10 protein-coding genes are annotated in these 21,047 nt (G+C 70.6%); 5 read left to right on the plus strand and 5 right to left on the minus strand.

Annotation, left to right across the window (positions count from 1 at the left end; all coding sequences use genetic code 11):
- Positions 1-40: 40 nt before the first annotated feature.
- The 3 genes from CDO46_RS06020 (at position 41) to CDO46_RS06030 (ending at position 11,048) form a co-directional block, all read left to right on the plus strand.
- Positions 41-2,149, plus strand: coding sequence for a CHAT domain-containing protein (locus CDO46_RS06020; RefSeq protein ID WP_254914559.1), 2,109 nt, complete (start codon positions 41-43; stop codon positions 2,147-2,149).
- A 3-nt stretch (positions 2,150-2,152) separates the two neighbouring features.
- Positions 2,153-3,793 carry a ShlB/FhaC/HecB family hemolysin secretion/activation protein gene (locus CDO46_RS06025; RefSeq protein WP_087837647.1) on the plus strand — a complete coding sequence of 547 codons (1,641 nt, stop codon included), beginning with the start codon at positions 2,153-2,155 and terminating at the stop codon, positions 3,791-3,793.
- 67 nt (positions 3,794-3,860) lie between these two features.
- Positions 3,861-11,048, plus strand: coding sequence for a filamentous hemagglutinin N-terminal domain-containing protein (locus tag CDO46_RS06030; RefSeq protein WP_087837648.1), 7,188 nt, complete (start codon positions 3,861-3,863; stop codon positions 11,046-11,048).
- 12 nt (positions 11,049-11,060) lie between these two features.
- Here CDO46_RS06030 and CDO46_RS06035 read toward each other — a convergent pair whose 3' ends face one another.
- Positions 11,061-12,956: a hybrid sensor histidine kinase/response regulator gene (locus tag CDO46_RS06035; RefSeq protein ID WP_087837649.1), complete on the minus strand. Its 1,896-nt coding sequence runs from the start codon at positions 12,954-12,956 to the stop codon at positions 11,061-11,063.
- Positions 12,957-12,970: 14 nt separating this feature from the next.
- Positions 12,971-13,996, minus strand: a complete 1,026-nt coding sequence (locus CDO46_RS06040) for an ABC transporter substrate binding protein (RefSeq protein ID WP_254914560.1) — start codon at positions 13,994-13,996, stop codon at positions 12,971-12,973.
- Positions 13,997-14,308: 312 nt separating this feature from the next.
- On the opposite strand from CDO46_RS06040, the gene CDO46_RS06045 reads away from it, so the two are divergent.
- Together CDO46_RS06045 and CDO46_RS06050 are read left to right on the plus strand one after the other, a co-directional pair.
- Positions 14,309-14,920 (plus strand): OmpA family protein, encoded by a 612-nt coding sequence (locus tag CDO46_RS06045; RefSeq protein ID WP_087837650.1) that lies wholly within the window; start codon positions 14,309-14,311, stop codon positions 14,918-14,920.
- 38 nt (positions 14,921-14,958) lie between these two features.
- Positions 14,959-15,348 carry a DUF4280 domain-containing protein gene (locus CDO46_RS06050; RefSeq protein WP_087837651.1) on the plus strand — a complete coding sequence of 130 codons (390 nt, stop codon included), beginning with the start codon at positions 14,959-14,961 and terminating at the stop codon, positions 15,346-15,348.
- Between the two features lie 25 nt (positions 15,349-15,373).
- Here CDO46_RS06050 and CDO46_RS06055 read toward each other — a convergent pair whose 3' ends face one another.
- The 3 genes from CDO46_RS06055 to tssI form a co-directional block, all read right to left on the minus strand.
- On the minus strand, positions 15,374-17,587 hold the full coding sequence (locus CDO46_RS06055; RefSeq protein ID WP_087837652.1) for a hypothetical protein: 2,214 nt from the start codon (positions 17,585-17,587) through the stop codon (positions 15,374-15,376).
- 562 nt (positions 17,588-18,149) lie between these two features.
- The gene (locus CDO46_RS06060) at positions 18,150-18,773 is read right to left on the minus strand and encodes a peptidoglycan-binding protein (protein ID WP_087837653.1); all 624 of its coding nucleotides are present in this window, start codon (positions 18,771-18,773) and stop codon (positions 18,150-18,152) included.
- Between the two features lie 3 nt (positions 18,774-18,776).
- Positions 18,777-21,047 (minus strand): type VI secretion system tip protein TssI/VgrG, encoded by a 2,271-nt coding sequence (gene tssI / locus CDO46_RS06065; protein WP_087837654.1) that lies wholly within the window; start codon positions 21,045-21,047, stop codon positions 18,777-18,779.

The following is a 21,047-nucleotide window of genomic DNA, read 5'->3' on the forward strand; positions in this document are numbered from 1 at the left end:
ACCCGCTGCGAACGTGGAGCGCGAGAGCATGGGGCGGGCGATGCGGAAGGAGAGGATCTGGAGCGGCGCGCGCAAGGCCGTGTGCGCGCTGTCGTTCGGACTGGCCCTTTCGCCGGCATGGGCCCAGGAGCCCGTGCCGGACGCCGAGGTGGGGCAGGTCGCGCAGGAGCGGCTGGCCGATGCCGACACCCTGCTGGCGCTGACCCAGGACGGTGCGATCCTGTATGCCCAGGATCCGGTCAAGCTCAGCGGCTACCAGTATTGCAGCCAGGCGGTGGCGCTGGCCGAACAGGGCGAGTTCCGGCAGAGCGTGCGCGCCGCCAGCAAGGCGCTGCACCTGGCCCAGGCCACCAACGATCCCAACCTGGCCGCGCTGGCCAATCGCGACCTGGCGATCGCCTACAGCTATGCGGGCCGCCTGGACAAGGCGGAGTCCTTCGCGCGCGAGGCGCTGCGGCATCCTCCCAAGGAACCCGAGAAGGTGCTGGGGCCGGTGCACAAGGTGCTGGGCGACGTCGAAGTCCGGCGTGGCGACTACCCCGCGGCGATCAAGAGCTACGAGACCGCGCTGGCGAACAGCTCGGAACGCTATGCGCCGCTGGTGCGCGTGTCGCTGGTCAACGCGCTGGCCGAGAACGGCGATGCCGCGCGGGCGCGGCAGGTGCTGGACGCCACCGCCCAGCCTTCCGACCCGGTCCTGGCCACGCAGTGGCAGCGCACGCGCGCGCGGGTCTTGCTGGCCGAGAACCGGCCGCAGGAAGCGGCGGACCTGTACCGCTCGCTCACGACGCGACGGACCGGCGCCGACAGCGGCTACTACCAGCTGTGGGCGTGGGACGGCGTGGCGCGCAGCGAGATGGCGCTGGGCAACAAGCCGGCGGCGGCCGATGCGCTGGGCAAGGCGCTCGACGGGGTGGACGCGGTGCGCGCGCGTTTCCGCAGCGACGAATTCAAGATGGGACTGTTCTCGGACATGCAGTCGGTGTTCGAGCGCGCGATCGGTTTGTACAGCGACCTGGGCAACGCCTCGGCGGCATTCGAGTTGAGCGAGCGCAGCCGCAGCCGGGCCTTGCTGGACGCGGTGCGCGGGCGGGGCAGCGTACCGGATGCCGCCATGGCCACGTTGTCGCTGTCGGGGCTGCAACAGTCCCTGGCGCCCGACGAACGGGTGATCCAGTTCCATGCCCTGCCCGAGCGCCTCCAGGCCTGGATCGTCGGGCCATCCGAGCTGCGGGAAGTTTCCATCCCGATCGGGCGCGACGACCTGGCCAAGCTGGTCGACGCCTTTCGCGACCTGATCGTCAACGGCAAGCGCGGCGCGGTGGACGGCGCGGCACGGGTGGGCGAACTGCTGATCGCGCCGCTGGGCATCGCGCCCGGGCAGCGGCTGGTCGTGGTGCCGCACGGCCCGCTGCACTACCTGCCGTTCCAGGCGCTGCGCCTGAACGGCGCCTACCTGATCGAAAGCCACGCGATGTCGGTGGCGCCGTCCATGAGCATCGCCGTGCAGCTCGCGCGCAGGACGCCGCGCGTCGCGCCCACGCTGACCGCGTTCGGCAATCCGCGCATCGAGGACCAGTACGACCTGCCCGGCGCCGAGCGCGAGGTGCAGGAACTGGCGCGGCTGTTCCCGCAGAAGAACGTCTACATGGGCACCGCCGCCACCAAGACCCAGTTCAAGGAAGCCGCCGCCCGCGCGCCCCTGATCCACGTGGCCGCCCACGCGCAGGCCGACACCGTGGATCCGCTCTATTCGCGCATCCTGCTGGCCAACGAGGACGGCCGGCAGAGTTTCCTGGAGGCGCGCGAAATCCTGGGGCTGGACATGAACCACACGGCCCTGGTCACGCTGTCGGCGTGCGAGTCGGGGCTGGGCCGGATCGCGCAGGGCGACGAGGTGCTGGGGTTCACGCGGTCTTTCCTGTCCGCCGGGTCATCCAGCCTGATCGCCTCGCTGTGGCCGGTGTCCGACGACGCCGCGGAGCTGTTGATGAGTACCCTGTACGCCGAACTGGCCAAGGGCAACGACATCCAGCGGGCGATGCAGGCCGGCCAGCTTGCCGTCCTCAAGCGCAACAAGATGGCGCATCCGTTCTTCTGGGCGCCGTTCAACCTGATCGGGAACTGGCGCCTGACGGTGGAGGGCTGAAGCATGCGGGGTGCCGACAAGACATGGAATCGCCGAGGTATCGCCGCCGCGGCGATGGGGCTGGCATGCTCGGCCGCGCTGGCCCAGACGCCCGGGCCGCTGGCGCAGGCGCCGTCGCAGCGCCTGCCTGAACCGCCCGCGCCAGCCGCGCAGACGGCCTTCCGCTTGCAGCAGGTGACCTTCACCGGCGCCGCGGCCATACCGGCGGACGAATTGCAGGCGCTGGCGGCCGGGTATGTGGGGCGCGATGTTTCGCTGTCCGACCTGGAAGCGCTGGCGCAGGACGTGACCGGGCTGTACCGCAGCCGCGGCTACTTCCTGGCCCAGGCGCTGGTGCCGGTGCAGACCGTGCGCGAGGGACGGGTCGAGATCAGCGTCGTCGAGGGGCGCCTGGGCAAGGTGGACATCCAGGTCGCGCCGGATGCGCCGATCTCCGAGGGACGCGTCCGCGCCTACCTCGCGCCGCTGCAGCCGGGCCAGCCGGTCAGCGCGCAAAGCTACGAACGCGCCATGCTGCTGCTGTCCGACCTGCCCGGCATCAAGGTGTCGTCCGGCCTGCAGGAGGGCGGCGAGCCCGGCACGACGGACCTGGTGGTCGAGGTGACGCAGGCGCGGCGCGTGACCTTCGCCTTCGACGCGGACAACCACGGCACGCGCGAGTCGGGTCGGGTCCGCGCGGGCGGCACCATGCGCGTGGCCAGTCCGCTGGGGCTGGGAGACAACCTGGACGCCCGGCTCATGATGTCCGAGGGCAATTCGCTGAACTTCGGACGGCTGGGCTACGAGGCGCCGCTGGGCACGGACGGCCTGCGCCTGGGCGCGGGCATCTCGCGGGTGCGCTATGAACTGGGCCAGCCCTGGTCGCAACTGGGCGCCAAGGGCCGGGCGACGGTGGCCGACCTGTCGCTGAACTACCCCGTGATCCGGCAGCGTGGCCAGAATCTGTTCCTGCGCCTGGGCGTGGACCACAAGGACCTGCGCGACGATCTTTCCATGTTCTCGTATTCGGCGCGCAAGAATATCGTCGGCGTGGGACTGGGCTGGAGCTGGGAGCGGCGCGACGAATTGCTCGGCGGCGGCTATTGGGCCAGCACCGGTACCCTTTACCACGGGCGCCTGGACATCAAGGACGACCTGACGCGCGCGATGGACCAGGGGCCGGCGGGCCACCGCACGGACGGCGGATTCACCAAGCTGACCTGGCAGGTGTCGCGCCTGCAATCGGTGCTGCCGCGCCACACCTTGTACGTGTCCCTGGGCGGGCAGCTCACCAACGGCAACCTGGACGCGTCCGAGAAGCTGGCGCTGGGCGGCGCCCGCGCCGTGCGCGCCTTCCCGTCCAGCGAACTGCTGGTGGACGAGGGGGTGCTGGGCGTGGTCGAGTGGCGCTGGTCCGCCACCGAGGACCTGACGCCCTATGTGTTCTACGACGTGGGCAAGGGCCGGATGTTCCATTCGCCCACCAGCCTGGACACCAACAATACCCGCAGCATGCAGGGCTTCGGCATCGGCGCGGTCTGGTCGCGGCCCGGCGATTTCATGGTGAACGTCTCGCTGGCGTGGCGCCGCAACACCTCGGCGCCGGTCACCGACGGCGGCGATCGCAAGCCCAGGATCTTCGTGCAATTCCAGAAAGTGTTTTAAGGAACCGGGGCGGCGGAGACCGGCGCCCAAGGCGGCGCGGACCGCGCTCCGGGACCAGGAGAATCACATGAGTGCAGCCATCCGTTCCCCGCGCAAGGTTCGCGGGCCCGTTTCCGCGGTGCCCCAGGAGCGTTGGAGTCCCCGTCCGCTGGCGCTGGCGCTCGCCCTGGTGGGCACCAGCGCGGGCGCCCAGATGCCGACCGGCTTCAATCCCGTGCAGGGCAGCGTGCTCGCGCCCGTCACGAGCGGCAACGTCATGTCCATCCAGCAACAGAGCGATCGCGCCATCATCGAGTGGAGCACGTTCTCGATCGGCGCGGGCAACGCGGTCCGCTTCCTGCAGCCCGGCGCCTCCAGCATCGCATTGAACCGGGTGCTGGGCGGGGACCTGTCGCGCATCTCGGGAGATCTGTCGGCCAATGGCCGGATCTTCCTGATCAATCCGGCGGGCGTGCTGTTCGGGCAGGGCTCCAAGGTGGAGACCGGCGGCCTGGTCGCCTCGACGCTCAACATCTCCAATGCCGACTTCATGGCGGGCCGCTTCCGGTTCGAGCGCGACGACGCCAACACCGCTTCGGTGACGAACCTGGGCACCCTGACCGCGCCGGGATCGACCATCGCGCTGATGGCCGCTACCGTGGTCAACGGCGGCGAAGGCAAGATCGTGGCCGACGGCGGCACCGTGGGGCTGGTGTCGGCCCGCCAGGTGACGCTGGACTTCCAGGGCGACGGACTGACCACGTTCCGCTTCGCGCCGGACGCCGGCGCCAGCATGGCCGCGGTCACCAACGAAAGCGGCGCGGTGCTCCAGGCCAACGGCGGCCGGGTGGCGGTGCTGGCGGATTCGGCCCAGGTGGCGCAGCGCGTGGTCAACCAGCAGGGCACGATCCGGGCACAATCGCTGACCGCGCGCAACGGCGAGATCATCCTGGGCGCATCCGGCCAGGCGGACGTGGCGGTGGGCGGCACGCTGGACGTGTCGGGCACCGCGGGGGCGTCGGGCGGCACCCTCCGCATCGAGGCCGGCGGCATCCGGACCGGATCGGCGCGCCTGGATGCCTCCGGCGACGGCGGCGGCGGGCACATCGAACTGGCGGGCCGGCGGGCGGTCACCATGGACGAGGGCAGCCGCCTGCACGCGGATGCGCTGGCCGCGGGCAACGGCGGCACCGTCGACATCGGCGCCCCGGGGCTGCATGCGGCGGGCATCATGACGGCGAATGCCGCGGGCGACGGAGCGGGCGGCGTCGTCAAGACGTCGGGCAGCGTGGTCGAGGTCGGGGCGGCCCATGTCTCGGCGGCCGGCGCCGGCAGCGGCGCCAACGGCAAATGGACGATAAGCTCGCAGGGCGACGTGACCGTGGGTACCGCGCCGGCGGCACGGCCCGCCACCGAGGTGTCCGTGGCCGGTGACGACAGCCGGGTATCCGGCGGCGCCGTGGGCGAAGCGCTGGGGAACCGTACCGATGTGACCGTGGCCGCCACCGGCTTCGCGCTCGACGGCGGCCGGGGGCAGAGCGGCAACGTGGTGTTCGAGAGCGACGCGAGCGTGGTCAAGACCCAGGGCGGCACTTCCACCCTGCGCGTGGACGCCATGCGCAACATCGACATGTGGAACGGCGCGCGCATCGAGTCGCAGGCGGGCGCGCTGAACGTCGAGTTCAACGCCGATTCCTCGGGCAAGGCCGCGATGCGCCGGCCGGAAGGCGCCAGCGATTTCGTCGAGGAAAGCGGGGGCAGCATCGACGTGGAAGGCGCCACCATCGCTACCCGGGGTGGCGACCTGCGCCTGTTCGGGCAAGGCGATGCCGCCAACGGCAAGGCCACCGGCGGCACGTCCTTCGTGAATGGCCGGGCGCAGACCCGCCGCGCCGGCATCTTCGTCGGCTGGAGCGACGTGTCGCTGTGCGCCGACGATGCCTGCTCGGCAGGCGGTTCGCTGGCCGCCGCGGGGGCCGGCATCACCACCGTCGACGCGACGTCCGGCCGCGGCGTGGAAGGGGGCGAGGGCGTCACCCTCAGCGGGACCGGCGTGGCGGCGGGCGGCGACATCACGATAACCGGCCACGGCGGCGTGGCGGCGGCGGGCGTACGGATAGACGGGCGCCGCGAAGGGGGCACGCAGCACCAGTTGAACGCGGCGGGCGACATCACCATCGTCGGCACGGCGGCCAATGCCACGCTGGCCGACAATCTTCCCGTGGAGGTCCCGGAAGCCGGCGTGGCGATCCGGAACACCACCTTGGCGGCCGGCGGCGACGTGACGATCGACGGCAAGGGCTCCAACCTGGACGCGCTGACGCAGTCGCCCGACATCTTCGGCGTGCTGGGCTACGACACCATCGAGGCCGTCGATGGCGTGCACATGCTCGACACCCGGGTGCTGGCCGGTCCGCGCCGCGACATCCTGATCACCGGGGCGGCGGGCGGCGACGGCCTGCTCATCCAGAGCGACGGCGCCTCGGGGGCGACCTTCACCACCATCGCCGCGCGCGGCGTGCGCATCGAGAAAAGCGTCGAGGCCCTGGAGGCGCCGGGCGGGACGGCGCCCGACATCGCCACCGACGGTGGCCGCATACGCATCGCCGGCCGCGACAGCGACGTCTGGCTGGCGGGCGAACCGACCAAGGTGGGCGCGACGCTGCAGGTGGACGCCGGCAGCGCGGACGGCCGGGGCGGCAGCATCGAGGTCACCGGACGCAACGTGGGCGTGCTGGGTGCCACCGCGCTGCTGGCCGACGGCGCCGGCGGCGGGGGCGACGTGACGGTGCGGGCCGAGGCCGTGGCGGCCGTGGACGATTTCGCGCGCGTGCAGGCGAACTCGACCGGCGCCGAGGGCGATGGCGGCAAGGTACTGTTGACGGGGCAGGATGGCCTGCGCGTCCACGGCTCGCTCCAGGCGCGGGGCACGGGCGCGGGCCACGGCGGACGGATCGAGACTTCCGGCGGCGGCGTCGACGCCAGCGGCGTCCGGGTCAATGCCGGGACCGTCACCGGCGCGGCGGGAAACTGGATCGTCGATCCCTATGACGTCCGCATCGTCCACGGCACCGGGCCGGGCGCGCCGCTGGCCGATCCTTTCGAGGCGGTGGCCGACACCACGATCCAGGATTCCAGCATCAACACCGCCCTGGATGCCGGCACGAGCGTACGCATAGGGACGGGGGCCGGCAGCGGCACGGGCGGCGACATCACCATAGCCAGCGGCGTGGATATCCGCCGCACGACCGGCGCGGCGCCGCTGGCGTTCGCGCTGGACGCGTACCGCGGCATACGAGGCGATTCGTTCAGCATCGTGTCCGAGGCGGGCGCGCTCGACCTGGCGTTCAACAGCAACGCAAGCGGCACCTTGTCGGGCGATCAGTCCATCGCCTTCCAGAACGCGACGCTGACCACCAACGGCGGATCGGTCAGCCTGTATGGCCAGAGCGACCCGGTGGCGGGCAGCGCCAGCTCCAATCGCGGGCCGGCCATCCGGTTGGTGGACAGCGTCATCGACACGCGTGTCGGCCAGAGCGATGCCGGCGCCGGCGGGAACGTCCTGCTGCGGGGCGCGGGCGACGGGGTGGCCAGCGTGGACATCGAAGGCGGACGCATCGACGCGGCCAGCGGCAGCGTCACGGTGCGCGGCGTCTCTTCCAGTTATGGAGAGGGCGTGCAGATGACGTCGGGCAGCAGCGACGACACCATCATTACGACCACGTCCGGCAACATCGCCATCGTCGGCATCGGCGGCGGCGATTCGTCGACGGGCGCGGAAGGCGTCAGGATGGAAGGGGCGCACGTGCAGTCCGCCAGTGGCGACGTGGACGTGCGCGGGCTGGCGCGGGGGGCGGGCACGACCGCTTCCGGCGTGATCCTGGAGGACTCTTCGCTGGTCGCGCAGGCCGGCCGGGCGCGCGTGGCGGGTCAGTCCGAAGGCAGCGGCGCCGGCATAGACCTGCAAGGCGGCTCGTCCAGCCTGTCGTCGCATGCCATCGATGGCCAGCAAGGCGTCGTCCTGCGGGCCGACAACGACGGCAGCGCCGATGCGATCGCGCTCGCGGCCTCGGTGCGGTCGGGTGCGTCGATCAACCTGCGGCCGGGCGGCGTCGATGCCGCGGGCAATGCCACCGACCACACGGCGACCCGGATTTCCGTGGGCGGGGCGGGCGGCAACGGGTTCTCGCTGTCGGACGCCGACATGGGGAACCTGGATGCGCCCAACGTCATCGTCGGCAGCAATACCCACGCCGCCGACATCTCGGTGGACGGGCCGGTGGCCACGGCCGGCAACCTGACCCTGCAGAACGAAGGAGGCGGGGCGATCGCGCTGGGCGACAACGTGACGGCCGGCACGCTGGCGCTGCTGGCGGGCGGCAACGTGACCCAATCGCCCACCGCCGCGATCGCCGCGAACGCGCTGGCGGCCCGATCGGCCACGGGCGACGTCGTGCTGACCAACGCGGGCAATGCCGTGGCCACGGTTTCCGGCGGCGCGGCGGGCGACTTCCGCTACGTCGATGCCGACGGCATCACGGTCGGCAACGTGTCGGCCCTGGGCATGGACGCCGCGACCAACGGCGTGCAGACCCGGGCGCTGGATGGCATTTCGGCCGACCGCGCCATCGTGCAGGCCCGTGCCGGGAACATCACGGCCAATGCCGCGATTACCGCGCCGACCGCCATCACGCTGCAGGCGGATGCCGGCGCCATCCAGCTCAACCGGACCCTGGACAGCGGTTCGGTGGGCCTGCTGGCGGCCGGCGCGATCGGCCAGCAGGCGGGCGCCGCCATCACCGCCGGCACGCTGGTCGCCCGTTCGACCGGCGCGAGCGTGACGCTGACGGACGCGGGCAACCGGGTCGGGATCCTGGCGGGCAGCGCGGCCACCGATTTCCGGTATGCGAACGCCGACGGCTTGACCCTGGGAAATGCCGCCGTCGTGGGCCATGACACCGCGGGCAACGTGCAGGCCGTTGCCGCGTCGGGGATCTCGGCCGATACGACGCAGATCGCGGCTCGCAAGGGCGATCTGGACGTCGCCGCCGCCGTCTCGGCCGTCGACCTGCTCAGCCTGCAGGCCGACACCGGGGCGATCGGAGTGGGTGCCGCGGTCCAGGGGCGCACGGTGGCGCTGCTGGCCGGCGGCGACATCACGCAGGCCGCCGCCGGCGCCATTGCCGGCGACGCGCTGTTGGCCCGGTCCACGGCGGGCGACGTCCAACTGGCGGCGGGGAGCAATGACGTGCGTACGCTGGCGGCATCCGCCGCGGGCGACCTGCGCTATCGCGGCAGCGGCGACCTGGCGGTGGCAACGGTGACGGCGGGGGCGCTGGACGCCAGCGGCACGCCGCAGACCGTCGCGGCTTCGGGCCTGACGGCCACCGATGCGATCGTCCAGGCGACCACGGGCAACCTGTCGGTCCAGGCGGCTTCGAACGCAGCCAACGGGCTGACCTTGCAGTCGGACGCGGGAAGCGTGCAAGTCGGGCAATCGCTGCAGGCGCGAACCGTGGCCCTGCTGGCCCGCGGAGACATCGGCCAGCAGGCCGGCGCCGGCATCACGGCGGACACGCTGGCGGCCCGGTCGACGGCCGGGTCGGTGACGCTGACCGCCCCCGGCAACGACGCCGGCGTGTTCGCGGGCAGTGCGGCCACCGAGCTGCGCTACGCGGACGCGAATGCGCTGACCGTCGGCGAGGCCACTGTCGCCACCCAGGATGCGGGGGGTGGGCTGTCGTCATCGACCGTGGCCGGTGCGCAGGCCGGCACGGTGCGGGTCGCGGCGCGGACGGGCAGCCTGACGGTCGCCTCGGGCGTGACGGCCACCGATGCCGCCAGCCTGCAGGCCGATGCCGGCGCCGTGGCCGTGAACGCCGCGGTGCGGGCCCGGACCGTGGCATTGCTCGCCACGGGAGGGATCACCGAATCGACGTCCGGCGGCATCGCGGCGGATGCGCTGCTGGCGCGTTCGACCGGCGGCGACGTGCGGCTGGAGAACGGCGGCAACGACGTGCGCGCGCTGGCGGGCAGCGCGGCCGGCAGCCTGGCCTATCGCGGCACCGGCGACCTGGCCGTGACGACCGTGACGGCCGCCGGGCTGGATGGGGCGGGCGCGCCGCAGACGGTCTCCGCCTCGGGCGTGACGGCCGGCGATGCGTTCGTGCGGGCCACCTCGGGCAATCTGTCCATCGCCGCCGCCTCGGCCGCGGCCGGGGCGATGGTGCTCCAGGCGGACGCCGGCAACGTGACGCTGGGGCAGTCCGTGCAGGCCGCCACGGTCGCGCTGCTTGCCGGCGGCGACATCGGCCAGAATGCGTCGGGCTCGATCATCGCCGACGAACTGGCGGCCCGCAGCACGGACGGCAGCGTCGTCCTGGACCAGGCATCGAACCGCGTCGGCACGGTGGCGGGCGGGGCGCGTGGCGGGTTCGCCTACACCGACGCGGATGCCCTGCGCATAGGCGAAGTCACGCTGCCGACACTGGGCGCGGGGGAAGGCGTGGTGGCCGGCTCGGAACGAGGCATTTCCGCCGCCACCACGGTCGTGCGGACCCAGTCCGGCGACCTGACGCTGGATGCCGGCGTGACCGGCGGCACCGCCGACCTGGTGGCGGCGGCGCGCTTCCAGAATCCGGACGGCGCGCGCATCGATACTTCCGGGCGCTGGCGGGTATGGGCCGACACCTGGGAGGGCGAGACGCGCGGCGGCATGGCCGGCTCGGGCACGCTGCCCAACCTGTACGGCCGCGCCTATGGCGCATCCATCGCCGACGCGGACAACCACTTCATCTACCGGCAACAACCGACGGTGACCGTGACGCTGGACAGCGCCTCGCGGCCGGCCGGCATCGGCAATCCCGCCCTGGGCTACACACTGGAGGGCCTGATTCTGGGCGATACCGGAGCGGGCATCAGCGGCACGGCCGGCTCGGCCGCCACCGCGTCGAGCCCGGCCGGCACCTATGCCGTGACCGCGGTCACACCCTTCGTCTCGGCCGAGGGATATCTGATCAACGTCGTGCCGGGCGTGCTGACCGTGAACAGCTACACCCTGCCCAGCGTGGACCTTCAGCGCGAGATACCGACCACCTATCTGTACGACCGGAACCTGGCCCCCGTGGCCATGTGCTTCGCCACCGGGCCGATCGCCGGCGACCGGGTCGAGCAGGCGGGCGACGTGCTGGCCCGGGAATGGTCCCGGGTGCGGACACGGCCGAACCTGAGCAACTGCGTGTCCACCGATCGCCGCAACGCCTGCTCGGATTTTTAGGGGGAACGGGACCTAGAGACTGGCCGACCGGGCGCCGCGTCCGGCCGGCGTCCAGCGTCCCAGCAGCGCCCGCAGCTTGGCGGGCGCGACCGGCTTGGTCAACAGCGTGACCGAGGCTTCCCGTACCCGCTGCAGGATGTCCGGCGTGGTCGTGCCCGAGATCATGATGGCGGTGGCGCGCGGCCGCAGCTCCCGCGCCTGCAGCAGCAGCGCGAGCCCGTCGTCGCTGTCGCCCAGTTGCAGGTCGCACAGGATCACGTCGTAGCGCCGGCTGGCGTCGCGCAGCTTGCGCAGCGCGTCGCCGGCCGTAAGGGCCTGGTCCACGCGGCAGTTCCATTGCCGCAGCAGGTGGGCCGTTCCTTCCTGGATGGCCTCGTCGTCGTCGATCAGCAGGCAGTCCAGGTCCAGCGAGGTCGTGCCGGCGGTCTCGGACGCGGCGGCCATGGGCGCCACGGGCGGTGCGTCGGTGCTGGGCAGCAGCAGCGAGAATGTGCTGCCCCGGCGCAGCGCGGATCGCACGCCGATGTCGGTCTGCAGCAGGCGGGCGATGCGGGCGCAGATGGACAGGCCCAGGCCGAAGCCGTTGCGCCGGTCGCGCTGCGGATTGGCGACCTGGTAGAACTCTTCGAAGATGCGCAATTGCTGGATGGGCGCGATCCCGATGCCGTTGTCGCGCACCTCGATCCGGGTGGCGGCGCCGTCGCGCCGGGCCGCCACCAGCACCCTGCCGCCTTCGCTGTGGCGCACGGCGTTGCGCACCAGGTTGTCCAGCACGCGCATGACCAGGCCCGCATCGGTCATGACCGCGCGGCCGCGGTCGCGCCACACCAGCTCCACGCCGGCCTCGCGCGCGACCGCGCCATGCATGGCGTCGAGCTGGTCGAACAGGTCGCGCACGCGCACCGGGGCATAGGACGGCGACAGCACGTTGGCGTCGAGCCGCGAGATGTCCAGCAACGCGTCCAGCAGCGCGCTCATGACCTGGGTGCCTTCCTGCAGGCGCTGCATGGCGGGCAACTGCGCGGGGCTGGCGGTGGGCAGCAGGCCGTCGATGAACAGTCCCATCGCATGCACCGGCTGGCGCAGGTCGTGGCTGGCCGTGGCCAGGAAGCGCGTGCGCGAACGCGTGGCCTGTTCAGCCTGCGACAGCCGCGCGAGCGCCTCCTGGGTGGCGGCCTGGATGCGCTCTTCCTGGGACGAGTAGGCGTCCTGCAGGCGTTGCGCCATGTGGTCGACGTCGCTGGCCAGGGCGGCGATCTCGTTGCGGCCGCACGGACCGCAGCGGGCGTCCAGCTTCCCTTCCTGCAAGGACGAGACAGTGGCGGAGATCCGTTTGAGCGGCCGGACGACGGCGCGTGCCATGTGGCGGGCCGACAGCCAGGCCAGCAATAGGGCCGTGCCGCCTATCAGGCCGCCGGCCAGCATCGAGGCGGCGCGCGCGCTCCGGTGCTGGGCATCGTCCAGGAACACGCGCACCGTGCCGATGTCCAGCGCCGGTCCGCCGGGGCGGGGGTAGTCGGTCAGGCCGCGCGTGGCGCGCAGGCGCACCGGTTCGGCGAAAGGGCGGGCGTGCTTGAGCTTGCCCGACTCCGGCCCCGCCGCGATGGCGATGCCCGCGCCGTTGCCGATCTCCACGCGCGACGCGATCCCCTTGGCCACCATGTTCTCGGCCAGGTCGCGCAGCGTTTCCACGTCGCCCGCATACAGGCTCAGGTCGCTGGCCACGGCAAGCTGCCGGGCGATCGCCGCGCCGTTGGCGCGGAAGGCCTGCTCCAGCGCGTCCAGCCGTTCGTGGGTGAACCACAGGGTCAGCGCCACGGCGGCGGTGGCGCACGGCAGCACCCCGAGGCGTATGAGGTCCCGTTGCAGACTGTCCGATCGAAGCGCGGCGGGGAGCATGAGAGCCATGGAGCGGAACAGGCCTAGTCCCGGCGCGCCACGGCCGCGGTCAGGGCCTCGTCCGGCGGCAAGGCCAGGCCCAGCCGCTTGGCCACGTGGGGATTGGTGCGTACCGTCAACCGCCGCGGCGCCTCGACCACCGGCGGACCGGGAGGCGCCTGTCTGAGGCGCACGGCCAGGGCATGGGCCTGCTCGGCCAGCTGCGCGTTGCCGGGGACCAGCGCCGCCACGGCGCCGGCCCGCACCATGGCCTCGCTGGTGGCGAAAACGGGCAGGTTGGCCGTGGCCGCCGATTGCAGCAGCGCCAGGGCCGCGGCGGACGTCGATCCCACCGGGTCGGGCAGCACGAGCAGGGCGTCGCTGGCGGGAACGACGACCTGCAAGGCCCCGGTCAGCGCATTGGCGTCGGGGGCGTCGGCCGCGGCGATGGCCCAGGGCCGGCCGCCGCGCGAGGGATGCTGGGCGGGCCAGGCCAGGGCGGCGCTGGCCAGCTCGCGCATCAGCGGTTCGGCCTGGGGCGCGGTCACCACGCCCACGCGGCGCTTGCCGGGCAGCACGGCGTCTATCAGGCTGAGCTGCTCGGCCGCGGCCGGGTCGCGCAGCAGCACGGCGATGGCGCGTTCGGGGCGGCGCAGCGCCGGCAGGGCGCGCAGTTCCTCGTAGTCCAGGCGGCCCAGCAAGGCCGGCAGGACGGGTTCGCTGCCGGCGCGCTGGACCACGGCCCGGGCAGCTCGCGGGCCCACGGCGACCAGCACGCCCGGGTCGCTGCCCTCGGCGCGCGCCGGGGGCGGGGGGGAGGCCGATGACGCCGTATCGGGCAGCATGGAGCCGCGCGCGCTGCGCGTGCGCACGCCGGCCAGGACGGAATCGCCGTCGTCCGGACCGGCCCGCGGCGCGGCCGCCTGTGGCGCGCCGAGCTGGCGCAGCGAGTCCAGCGGCAGGATGTCGACCTTGCCCTGGGTCAGCCGGTGCGAGGCGGCGTTGACGCTGCGCAACTGCGCGGCGAATTCGCCGTACTGCTGCGCCGTATCGTCCAGGATGAGCGTCATGTCGGCCGCCCAGCACGCGGCCAATGGCGCGGCCAGCCATAGGATGGCCAACCGGCGCAGGAGCGGCAACAGAGGCGGCGCGGATGTTCGGAGCACGTTGCGAAGATTCGAAGATTCGTGAAAGCGGTATCCGCAATCTACGTAAGCCCGGCGCGCGCGGCGATAGGGCAGAGGGTCTATGCCGCCGGCAGGCCGGCCGCCGGGGGACGCCACGTCCGTAGGCGATGGAATAGGCCGCTTGGCATATCGATCCGGATCGGGGATTTGCGCACACTATGGCATCCGCCTGCCCATCTTCCTGGAGTGCGCGCCATGAAAACCTCCGTCCGGCCCCGCGCTTTTCCCCCGGGCTTTTTCGCCGCCGCGGCCCTGGCCTGCGCGGCCGCCTTTGCGATCCCGCACCCGGCACATGCCCAGTCCGGCAACTTCGGCACCGAGACCCCCTCGGTCAACCAGATCATCGACCAGCTCAAGGCCGGCGGCGGCGACGATGCCACCGCCGGCGTGCGCACGCGCGCGCTGCGTCCCGGCGCTTCGTCCCAGGCCACCGCGATGCCCGAAACCGCGCCCGCCCCCGCCGCGCCGGCCGCCATTTCCATGCAGATCCAGTTCGCGTTCGGCTCGGACCAGATCGCCGAAAGCTCGCGCCGGTCCATTGACAACCTGGCCGCCGCCCTGGCCTCCGATGAGCTGAAGGGCCGCACGTTCACGGTGGCGGGCCATACCGACGGGGTGGGGTCGGCCGACTACAACATGCGCCTGTCGCAGCGCCGTGCCGCTTCGGTCAAGACCTACCTGGTCGGCCATGGCGTCGACGCCGCGCGGCTGCGCACGGTGGGCAAGGGCCAGACCGAACTGCTGAATCCGGCCGATCCGCGTGCCGCCGAGAACCGGCGCGTGGAAATCATCGCCACCGGCTCGTAGCCGCGCGCCGGTTTCCGGCGCGCTGCGGGAGGACCGCCATGGCCATGCACGTCGTCAATGGGGCGCTGCTGCAATGCAGCTTCGGTCTGGCGCCCTCGTCCCTGGTGGTGCTGCCCGTCAATCGGATGATGTCCTCGAACCAGCCGGCGGCCAACATCATGGACCACAAGCCCATGGTCAACATCATGCCCTTCGGCATGTGCGCCAGCCTTGGCAATCCTACGGTCGCCTCGGCGACCTCCGCCGCCCTGGGCGTGCTCACCCCCATGCCCTGCGTGCCCGCGACCAGTTCGCCCTGGACACCCGGTTCGCCCACCGTCATGCTGGCCAACCAGCCGGTCCTGAACAACACGTCGACCTGCATGTGCAACTGGGGCGGGGTGATCACCATCACCATGCCGGGACAGGTGACCGAACTGGTGCCCTGACCAGGGCGGGCCGAACTGGCCGCCGCTATGCCGCCTCGGTGCCCAGTACGACCTTGCCGACCTGATCGATGTCGGGCTTCTCGGGCCGGACCGCTGCGCTGTCGCTTACCCGGATATTGCTGAAGGGGGCATCGCCGGCGGGCGGCGCATCCTCGTCGCCGCCGGCAAGCAGCGACCTGGCCTTGTCTTCGTCCGCGCCCGTGGCCTTGTCCAGGACGTCCTGCACGCCGTCCTTGCGTGCCCGGTCGACGTTGCCGACCTTGTCCTTCATGTCCTTGGCGCTGTTGGCCGGATCCAGGAAGTTGAACTTGTTGTCGCCCAGCTGGCTGACCGCGTCGTCCATCTTCTTGCCGCTTTCCTTGGCCTGTTCCGTGGCTTCGAGGAGATTGTCCTTGGTGTGCTTGACGTCCTGGACCATGCCGGTGGCCTGCTTGATCTTGTCGCGCACCGGATTCCAGACGGTCTGACCCACGGTATCGCCCAGGCCGAAGGCATCGAGCAGCAGGTTGAACAGCGGAAACAAGGTATTGCGAACCTGCAGGGCCAGCAGCATGGGCAACCGGCCCAGCCAGATCTCCATGGTCCGCGCATCCTTGCTGAGCGCCTGTCCACGCATCTTCTGCAATTCCGCGCTCAGCTCCTCGGCGATGAAATCGATGATGACGTCCAGGTGGGCGGCGTGCCTGGTCAGGAAGTCGCGCAACAGTTCCGCGCCCTTGTTGAGCAATTGCTGCTTGCCCATGCTGACTTTGCCGAGCTGGGTCTCGCCTTCGGCCTTCTTGTTGTCTCCAGGAGGAGGAAAGCCCGCGAGCTTGAACACCAGGTCCACGATCAACTTGCTCAGCGCTTCGCGCGTGGACAGCGCGGTCAGTACGCGAAGATCGCCGTCTCCGGCTGCCAGCAGCAGGTTGGTGTAGACGCGCTCGAGAATGGCGACCGAGGCCTTGGCGATCTCCTGGACCACGGTGTCGACGAAGCCGGGCAAGGGCTGGATGCCGGTACCCTGGGCGATCGCGCGCGAAATCAGCACCGGCGCGGGAACGATCTTGTCGAGGTTCTTGGGATCCGTACGGGGCTCGTTCCAGCGCGTGCCGCCCGCCAGCGTGGCGAAGGCCGCGGCCAGGGCGGCGGTGCCCGGCCGCGTGCGGGCGCCCGCCGTCTCCAGCCAGTCGGTCAGCGATTCCTGGGCACCCTTGGCCTTTTCCTGCGCCTCCTCGATCTTGTCCTGGGCATCGTCGACGGCCTTCTCGGCCTTGCCCAGGGGATTGTCGGCGTAGGTCTTGGCTGGCTCGGGCGGGGCCGCGCCTTGCGCGTCCGGCGCTTCCTTCTCGAAGAACCAGATGCCGAAGGTAGGTTCGCGGCCGTCCCGTATCGCCGCCACGGAGAAGGCCCGGCAGGCTTCCTCGATGCCGGCTTCGTATTCCGCGCGCGCCGCCTGGAACATGGCCTTGTACGTATCCTGGGCCTTGAACAGGTACTTGGGAATGTCGGCAATGAACCCGCCCACCCCGCCAACGGCGCCCAGCGGCCCGGGCAGGGGCAGCGACGGCAGTCCCGCGCCTCCGCCCGCCCCCGGCTTGAAGGCCGAGGCGCACAGCACGGCAAAATCGGCGCGTACCTGGTGCAGGTCCACGCCGGCCTGGTGCAGGGTGGGGTAATCGATCGACCCGACGTTCAGCTTGTCGCCGGTGGCCTGGATCTTGACCAGCAGCGGCGTGAATTGCTCGGGGCCGACCGCCGCGGACTTCTGGCCGCTGCCCAGCAGCGAACCGACGGTTTCCATGGCGTTGCCGATCGCGCCCTGCATGTTGGTTTCCAGCACGTGCTTGGCGGCATCGACGAAGCTGAACAGCAGCATGGTCTCGCGCAGCAGGGCGTCGCGGCAGCCTACGCCGTGGCCCGGCGGCCCTTTGCCGGCGAAGGTGTCGTTCATGTCGCCGTGCACCTTGCCGAAGTGGATGAATTCGATGGGCATGGGGCGGCTGCCTCGGTTCTCGTCCGAGGATTGGCTTTCGGAGCCCTGGGCGGTCGGTTTCAGGAAGAGTTTTTGCGGTTGGCCGAGTTTGTCGTTGAGTGTTTCGCGGGCGTAGTAGTACGGGGTGCCGCTGGGGACGCCGCCGGCACCGCCGCCGAGCTTGCCGGCGACGTCGTCGATCAGTCCGCCTAGGGTGGAGTCTTTGCCGGCGACGCTATCGGCTTTGTCCGCTGCTGTGCCGGCCGCGCTTTCGAGTAGTCCCATCGCTTATTTCTCCTCGGTCGTCGTCGGGGCGCCGGCGTGGTGCGGGGGTGATATCCATTGCGGAGAGATTCGAGTTCTTGACCCGGCCTTGGTTGGTGTGGCGGGGCCGCCCAGCCCCCGGGGCGCAGCGAAGCCGGTCCCGCTGCGCGGGACTTCCCGGTTTGGGTGGACCCGGCGGGGCGGGCGCAGAACTCGGGCGGGAACAGTCCCCCGGACTGTTCCTAAGGCCGCCCTCAAACAGCTGCGCCCTTGCTTCCCCGCCGAGCCCACCCAAACCGGCGGCTCCGAATGCGCCCCGGGGGCTGGGCGGCCCCGCCACACCAACCAAGGCCTGCGGCTTTGCGTTGCCACGATTCTCGCCCTGGATGGGTTAACTACGTTTGATCCACGCGACTCAGGGTGCAGGTCTTGTCTGGCGCGGAGGGGGCAGGCAGGGGGGGCCAACCCCATCCCCACCGGGAAGTCCCGCGTAGCGGGACCGGCTTCGCTGCGCTCGGCCCCCCCTGCCTGCCCCCTCCGCGCCAGACAAGACCGGATCAAGAACTCGATCCCATGCAATGTCCTACACATGGAGCTCTTCCAATTTGGCGCGCGTCGCATCATCCGGCTCGCCGGTCGCCTCCAACCCATACTGGCTCTGGAAGCGCTTGAGCGCATCACGCGTGGCGTCGCCGATGCTCCCGCTCTCGCCGCCGCAATCAAACCCCAGGTTCTCCAGCCTGCGCTGCACGCCGGCGTTGTCGCTGACCGGACGCAGCGCGCCGATGGCGATGTCGTAGACCTCGGCGCCCTCGGACAGCGTCAACGTGGCGCTGCGCGTCTCGCCCGGGATGGGATGCTCCAGCTTGCCGTCGCCGTCGGTCACGCCGTGGATCACCTTGTCGCCGAAGACCAGGGTATAGGCTTCCTTGGCGCGCGGCTCGTCCAGCACCGTCAGCCGCAGCTTGAGCTTGGTCGGTTCGCCCTTGCGCGTGAACGTGTGGCGGGCGTCCACCGGCTTGCTGACCGACTTCGTCCCCTTGTCGGGAATGAAGATCTCGTCGCCCGGGACGAGCTGGTTGGGATCCTTGCGCTTGGCGCGCAGGCCGGCGTTGTTGCCGTGTTCCCAGATCGTCTTCCACAGGAATCCGTGGTCCTTGGCGATGCTGGCGATACTGTCGTTCTCTCCCACCGTGTAGTTGGGCATGGCTTACTCCCAGGCCGAATCGTCCAGGCCGGGGAAGCTGATCTCGCAGTTCCCCGGGTCGAGGCGCGCCACCCGGGCCACGCCTTCCTGGTCGGTGGAGCGGGTGGCGGTCTTGCCGTTGGGCAGCTTGAACTTCACGCGTTCGCCCGTCACGGGCTGGCCTTCCTCGTCCAGCAGCTGGACCTCGATGTAGTGCGTCTTGTCCTGGTTCTCTTCCGACGTCGGGTCGTGCGTCGGCTCGTCGCCGTCCCCGCCGCCCTTGAAGACCTGGCCAGGGTCGGCGCGCGTGGCCAGCGCGGCCTGCATCGCCTGCATGGGGGACACGAGCGAAGCCGCGCTGCCCGAGGCCGGGCCGCCGCCGCTGTTGATCATCACCATGGGCGCCTGGATGTAGATGCCGCCGGCCGAGATGTCGATGAAGCTGCCGCCGACCTTGAGCGACAGCTTGGCGCCGGCCTCCAGCACCACGTTCATGCCGGCCTTCAGGTAGTAGCTTTGCGAAACCGATTCGCTATGGCTCTTGAAGGACTCGCCCACGCCGCCGTCCACCTTCACCGACTGCGAGCCGGCGATGGCGACGGCCTGCATGCCGGTGATCTTCAGGTGATCGTCGCCGCCTATCTCGGCCACGCGGTCCTGCTTGATCTTTTCGTGGCGGTGACGCTTGATCTCGTCCAGCCGGTCGCGTTCGACCACCAGGTGGTCGTCGTTGCCGATGGCGGCACGGCGGTCGTTCCCCACGCGCAGGTCCATGTCTTTCTGGGCGTTCACGAACAGTTGCTCCTCGCCCTTCTTGTCCTCGAAGCGGATCTCGTTGAAGCCCTCGCCGCCCTTGCTGGACATGGTCTTGATGGTGGACTTGGTCTGTTCCGCGGGCAGCGCGTAGGGGGGCATGTTGTCGGCGTTGTAGACGCTGCCCACCACGATGGGCCGGTCCGGGTCGCCGTCCAGGAAATCGACGATGACTTCCTGGCCGATGCGCGGGATGAACATCGCGCCCCACTGCCTGCCGGCCCAGACCTGGGCCACGCGCAGCCAGCACGAGCTCTTCTCGTTGCGGTGGCTGCGGCGGTCCCAGAAGAAGTGGACCTTGATGCGGCCGTACTCGTCGGTGTAGATCTCTTCGCTCTTGGGGCCGGCGACCACGGCCGTCTGCGGTCCGTTCACGCGGGCGCGGGGCGTGCGCTGCGGCGCGCGGTACGTCACCCGGTGCGGAATCACCGATATCCGGTTGCCATAGGTGCTGGCCCGCTCGCCGCCCAGGTCGCCCAGGTTGTTGGTGCCGCTGTGCTCCACCGACACGACCAGGTATTCCTCGTTCATGGCGTCGATGGGATGGTCTTCCAGCTCGAACACATAGCCCGGCGTCAGCGTGCGGACGTTGCTGGCGCCTTCCAGGGTCTCGTACTCGACTTCCTCGGCCTCGATCTCCACCCGGGTCAACTGGTCGCCGTCAGCCAGTTCGGCATAGCCGCCGGGATGGCGGTAGCGTTCGAACTCGGCGTTGTTGCCCACGCGTATCAGGGAATTGATCGAGACCCGCATATCAGTGCCGGGCTTGGTGAAGTCGTAGTCGTTGGACACGTAGCGGCCGGTGCGCGAGGCGAAGCGGCGCGACAGCCACGAGATGCCGTCGCGCTCTTCCAGCAGGATCTGCTGGTGGAAGGGCAGCGTGGCCGTCTCCAGCCTGGGGTTGTTGTCCCGGTTGTCGGTCAGCACCATGATCTCGGCATCTTCCTCGTGGCGGAAGAAGTAGTGGATACCCGCCCTCTCCAGCAGCCGCGAAATGAAGTTGAAGGTGGTTTCCCGGTACTGGGTGCAATAGACCAGGTCCGGATAGTCCTCGGTCAGGTGCAGTTCGTAGTCCGAGAAGCTGAATTCCTTGAACAGGGCCTCGACGATCCGGGGGATGCTCTGGTTCTGGAAGATGCGCGAGTCCTCGTGCAACTGCAGGAACCAGAACCACGGCACCACGTCGCAGACGTAGCGGGTGCTGTGGTTGTCGTCGTCGTTCTGGCGCGGCTCGCCTGCGCGCTCGAAGCTCGATACCCAGCCGGTCCAGTGGCGCTCGCCGTCCTCGGTGTAGACGCGCAGGGTCACGCGCTGGCCCAGCAGGGCGGACGGCTTGATGTCCTCCTGTTCCGAGGCCAGCGTCAGGTGGAAGCGGAAGGGTTCGGACAGTCTTTCGTGCCCCTCGAAGGATTCGACCAGCAACGCGTCCTCGCCCAGCGGCGTGGCCAGGTCGAACAGCCGTTCGGTGGTGGAGATGGCCAT

The sequence above is a fragment of the Pigmentiphaga sp. NML030171 genome (assembly GCF_002188635.1).
Taxonomy (GTDB): Bacteria; Pseudomonadota; Gammaproteobacteria; order Burkholderiales; family Burkholderiaceae_B; genus Pigmentiphaga; species Pigmentiphaga daeguensis.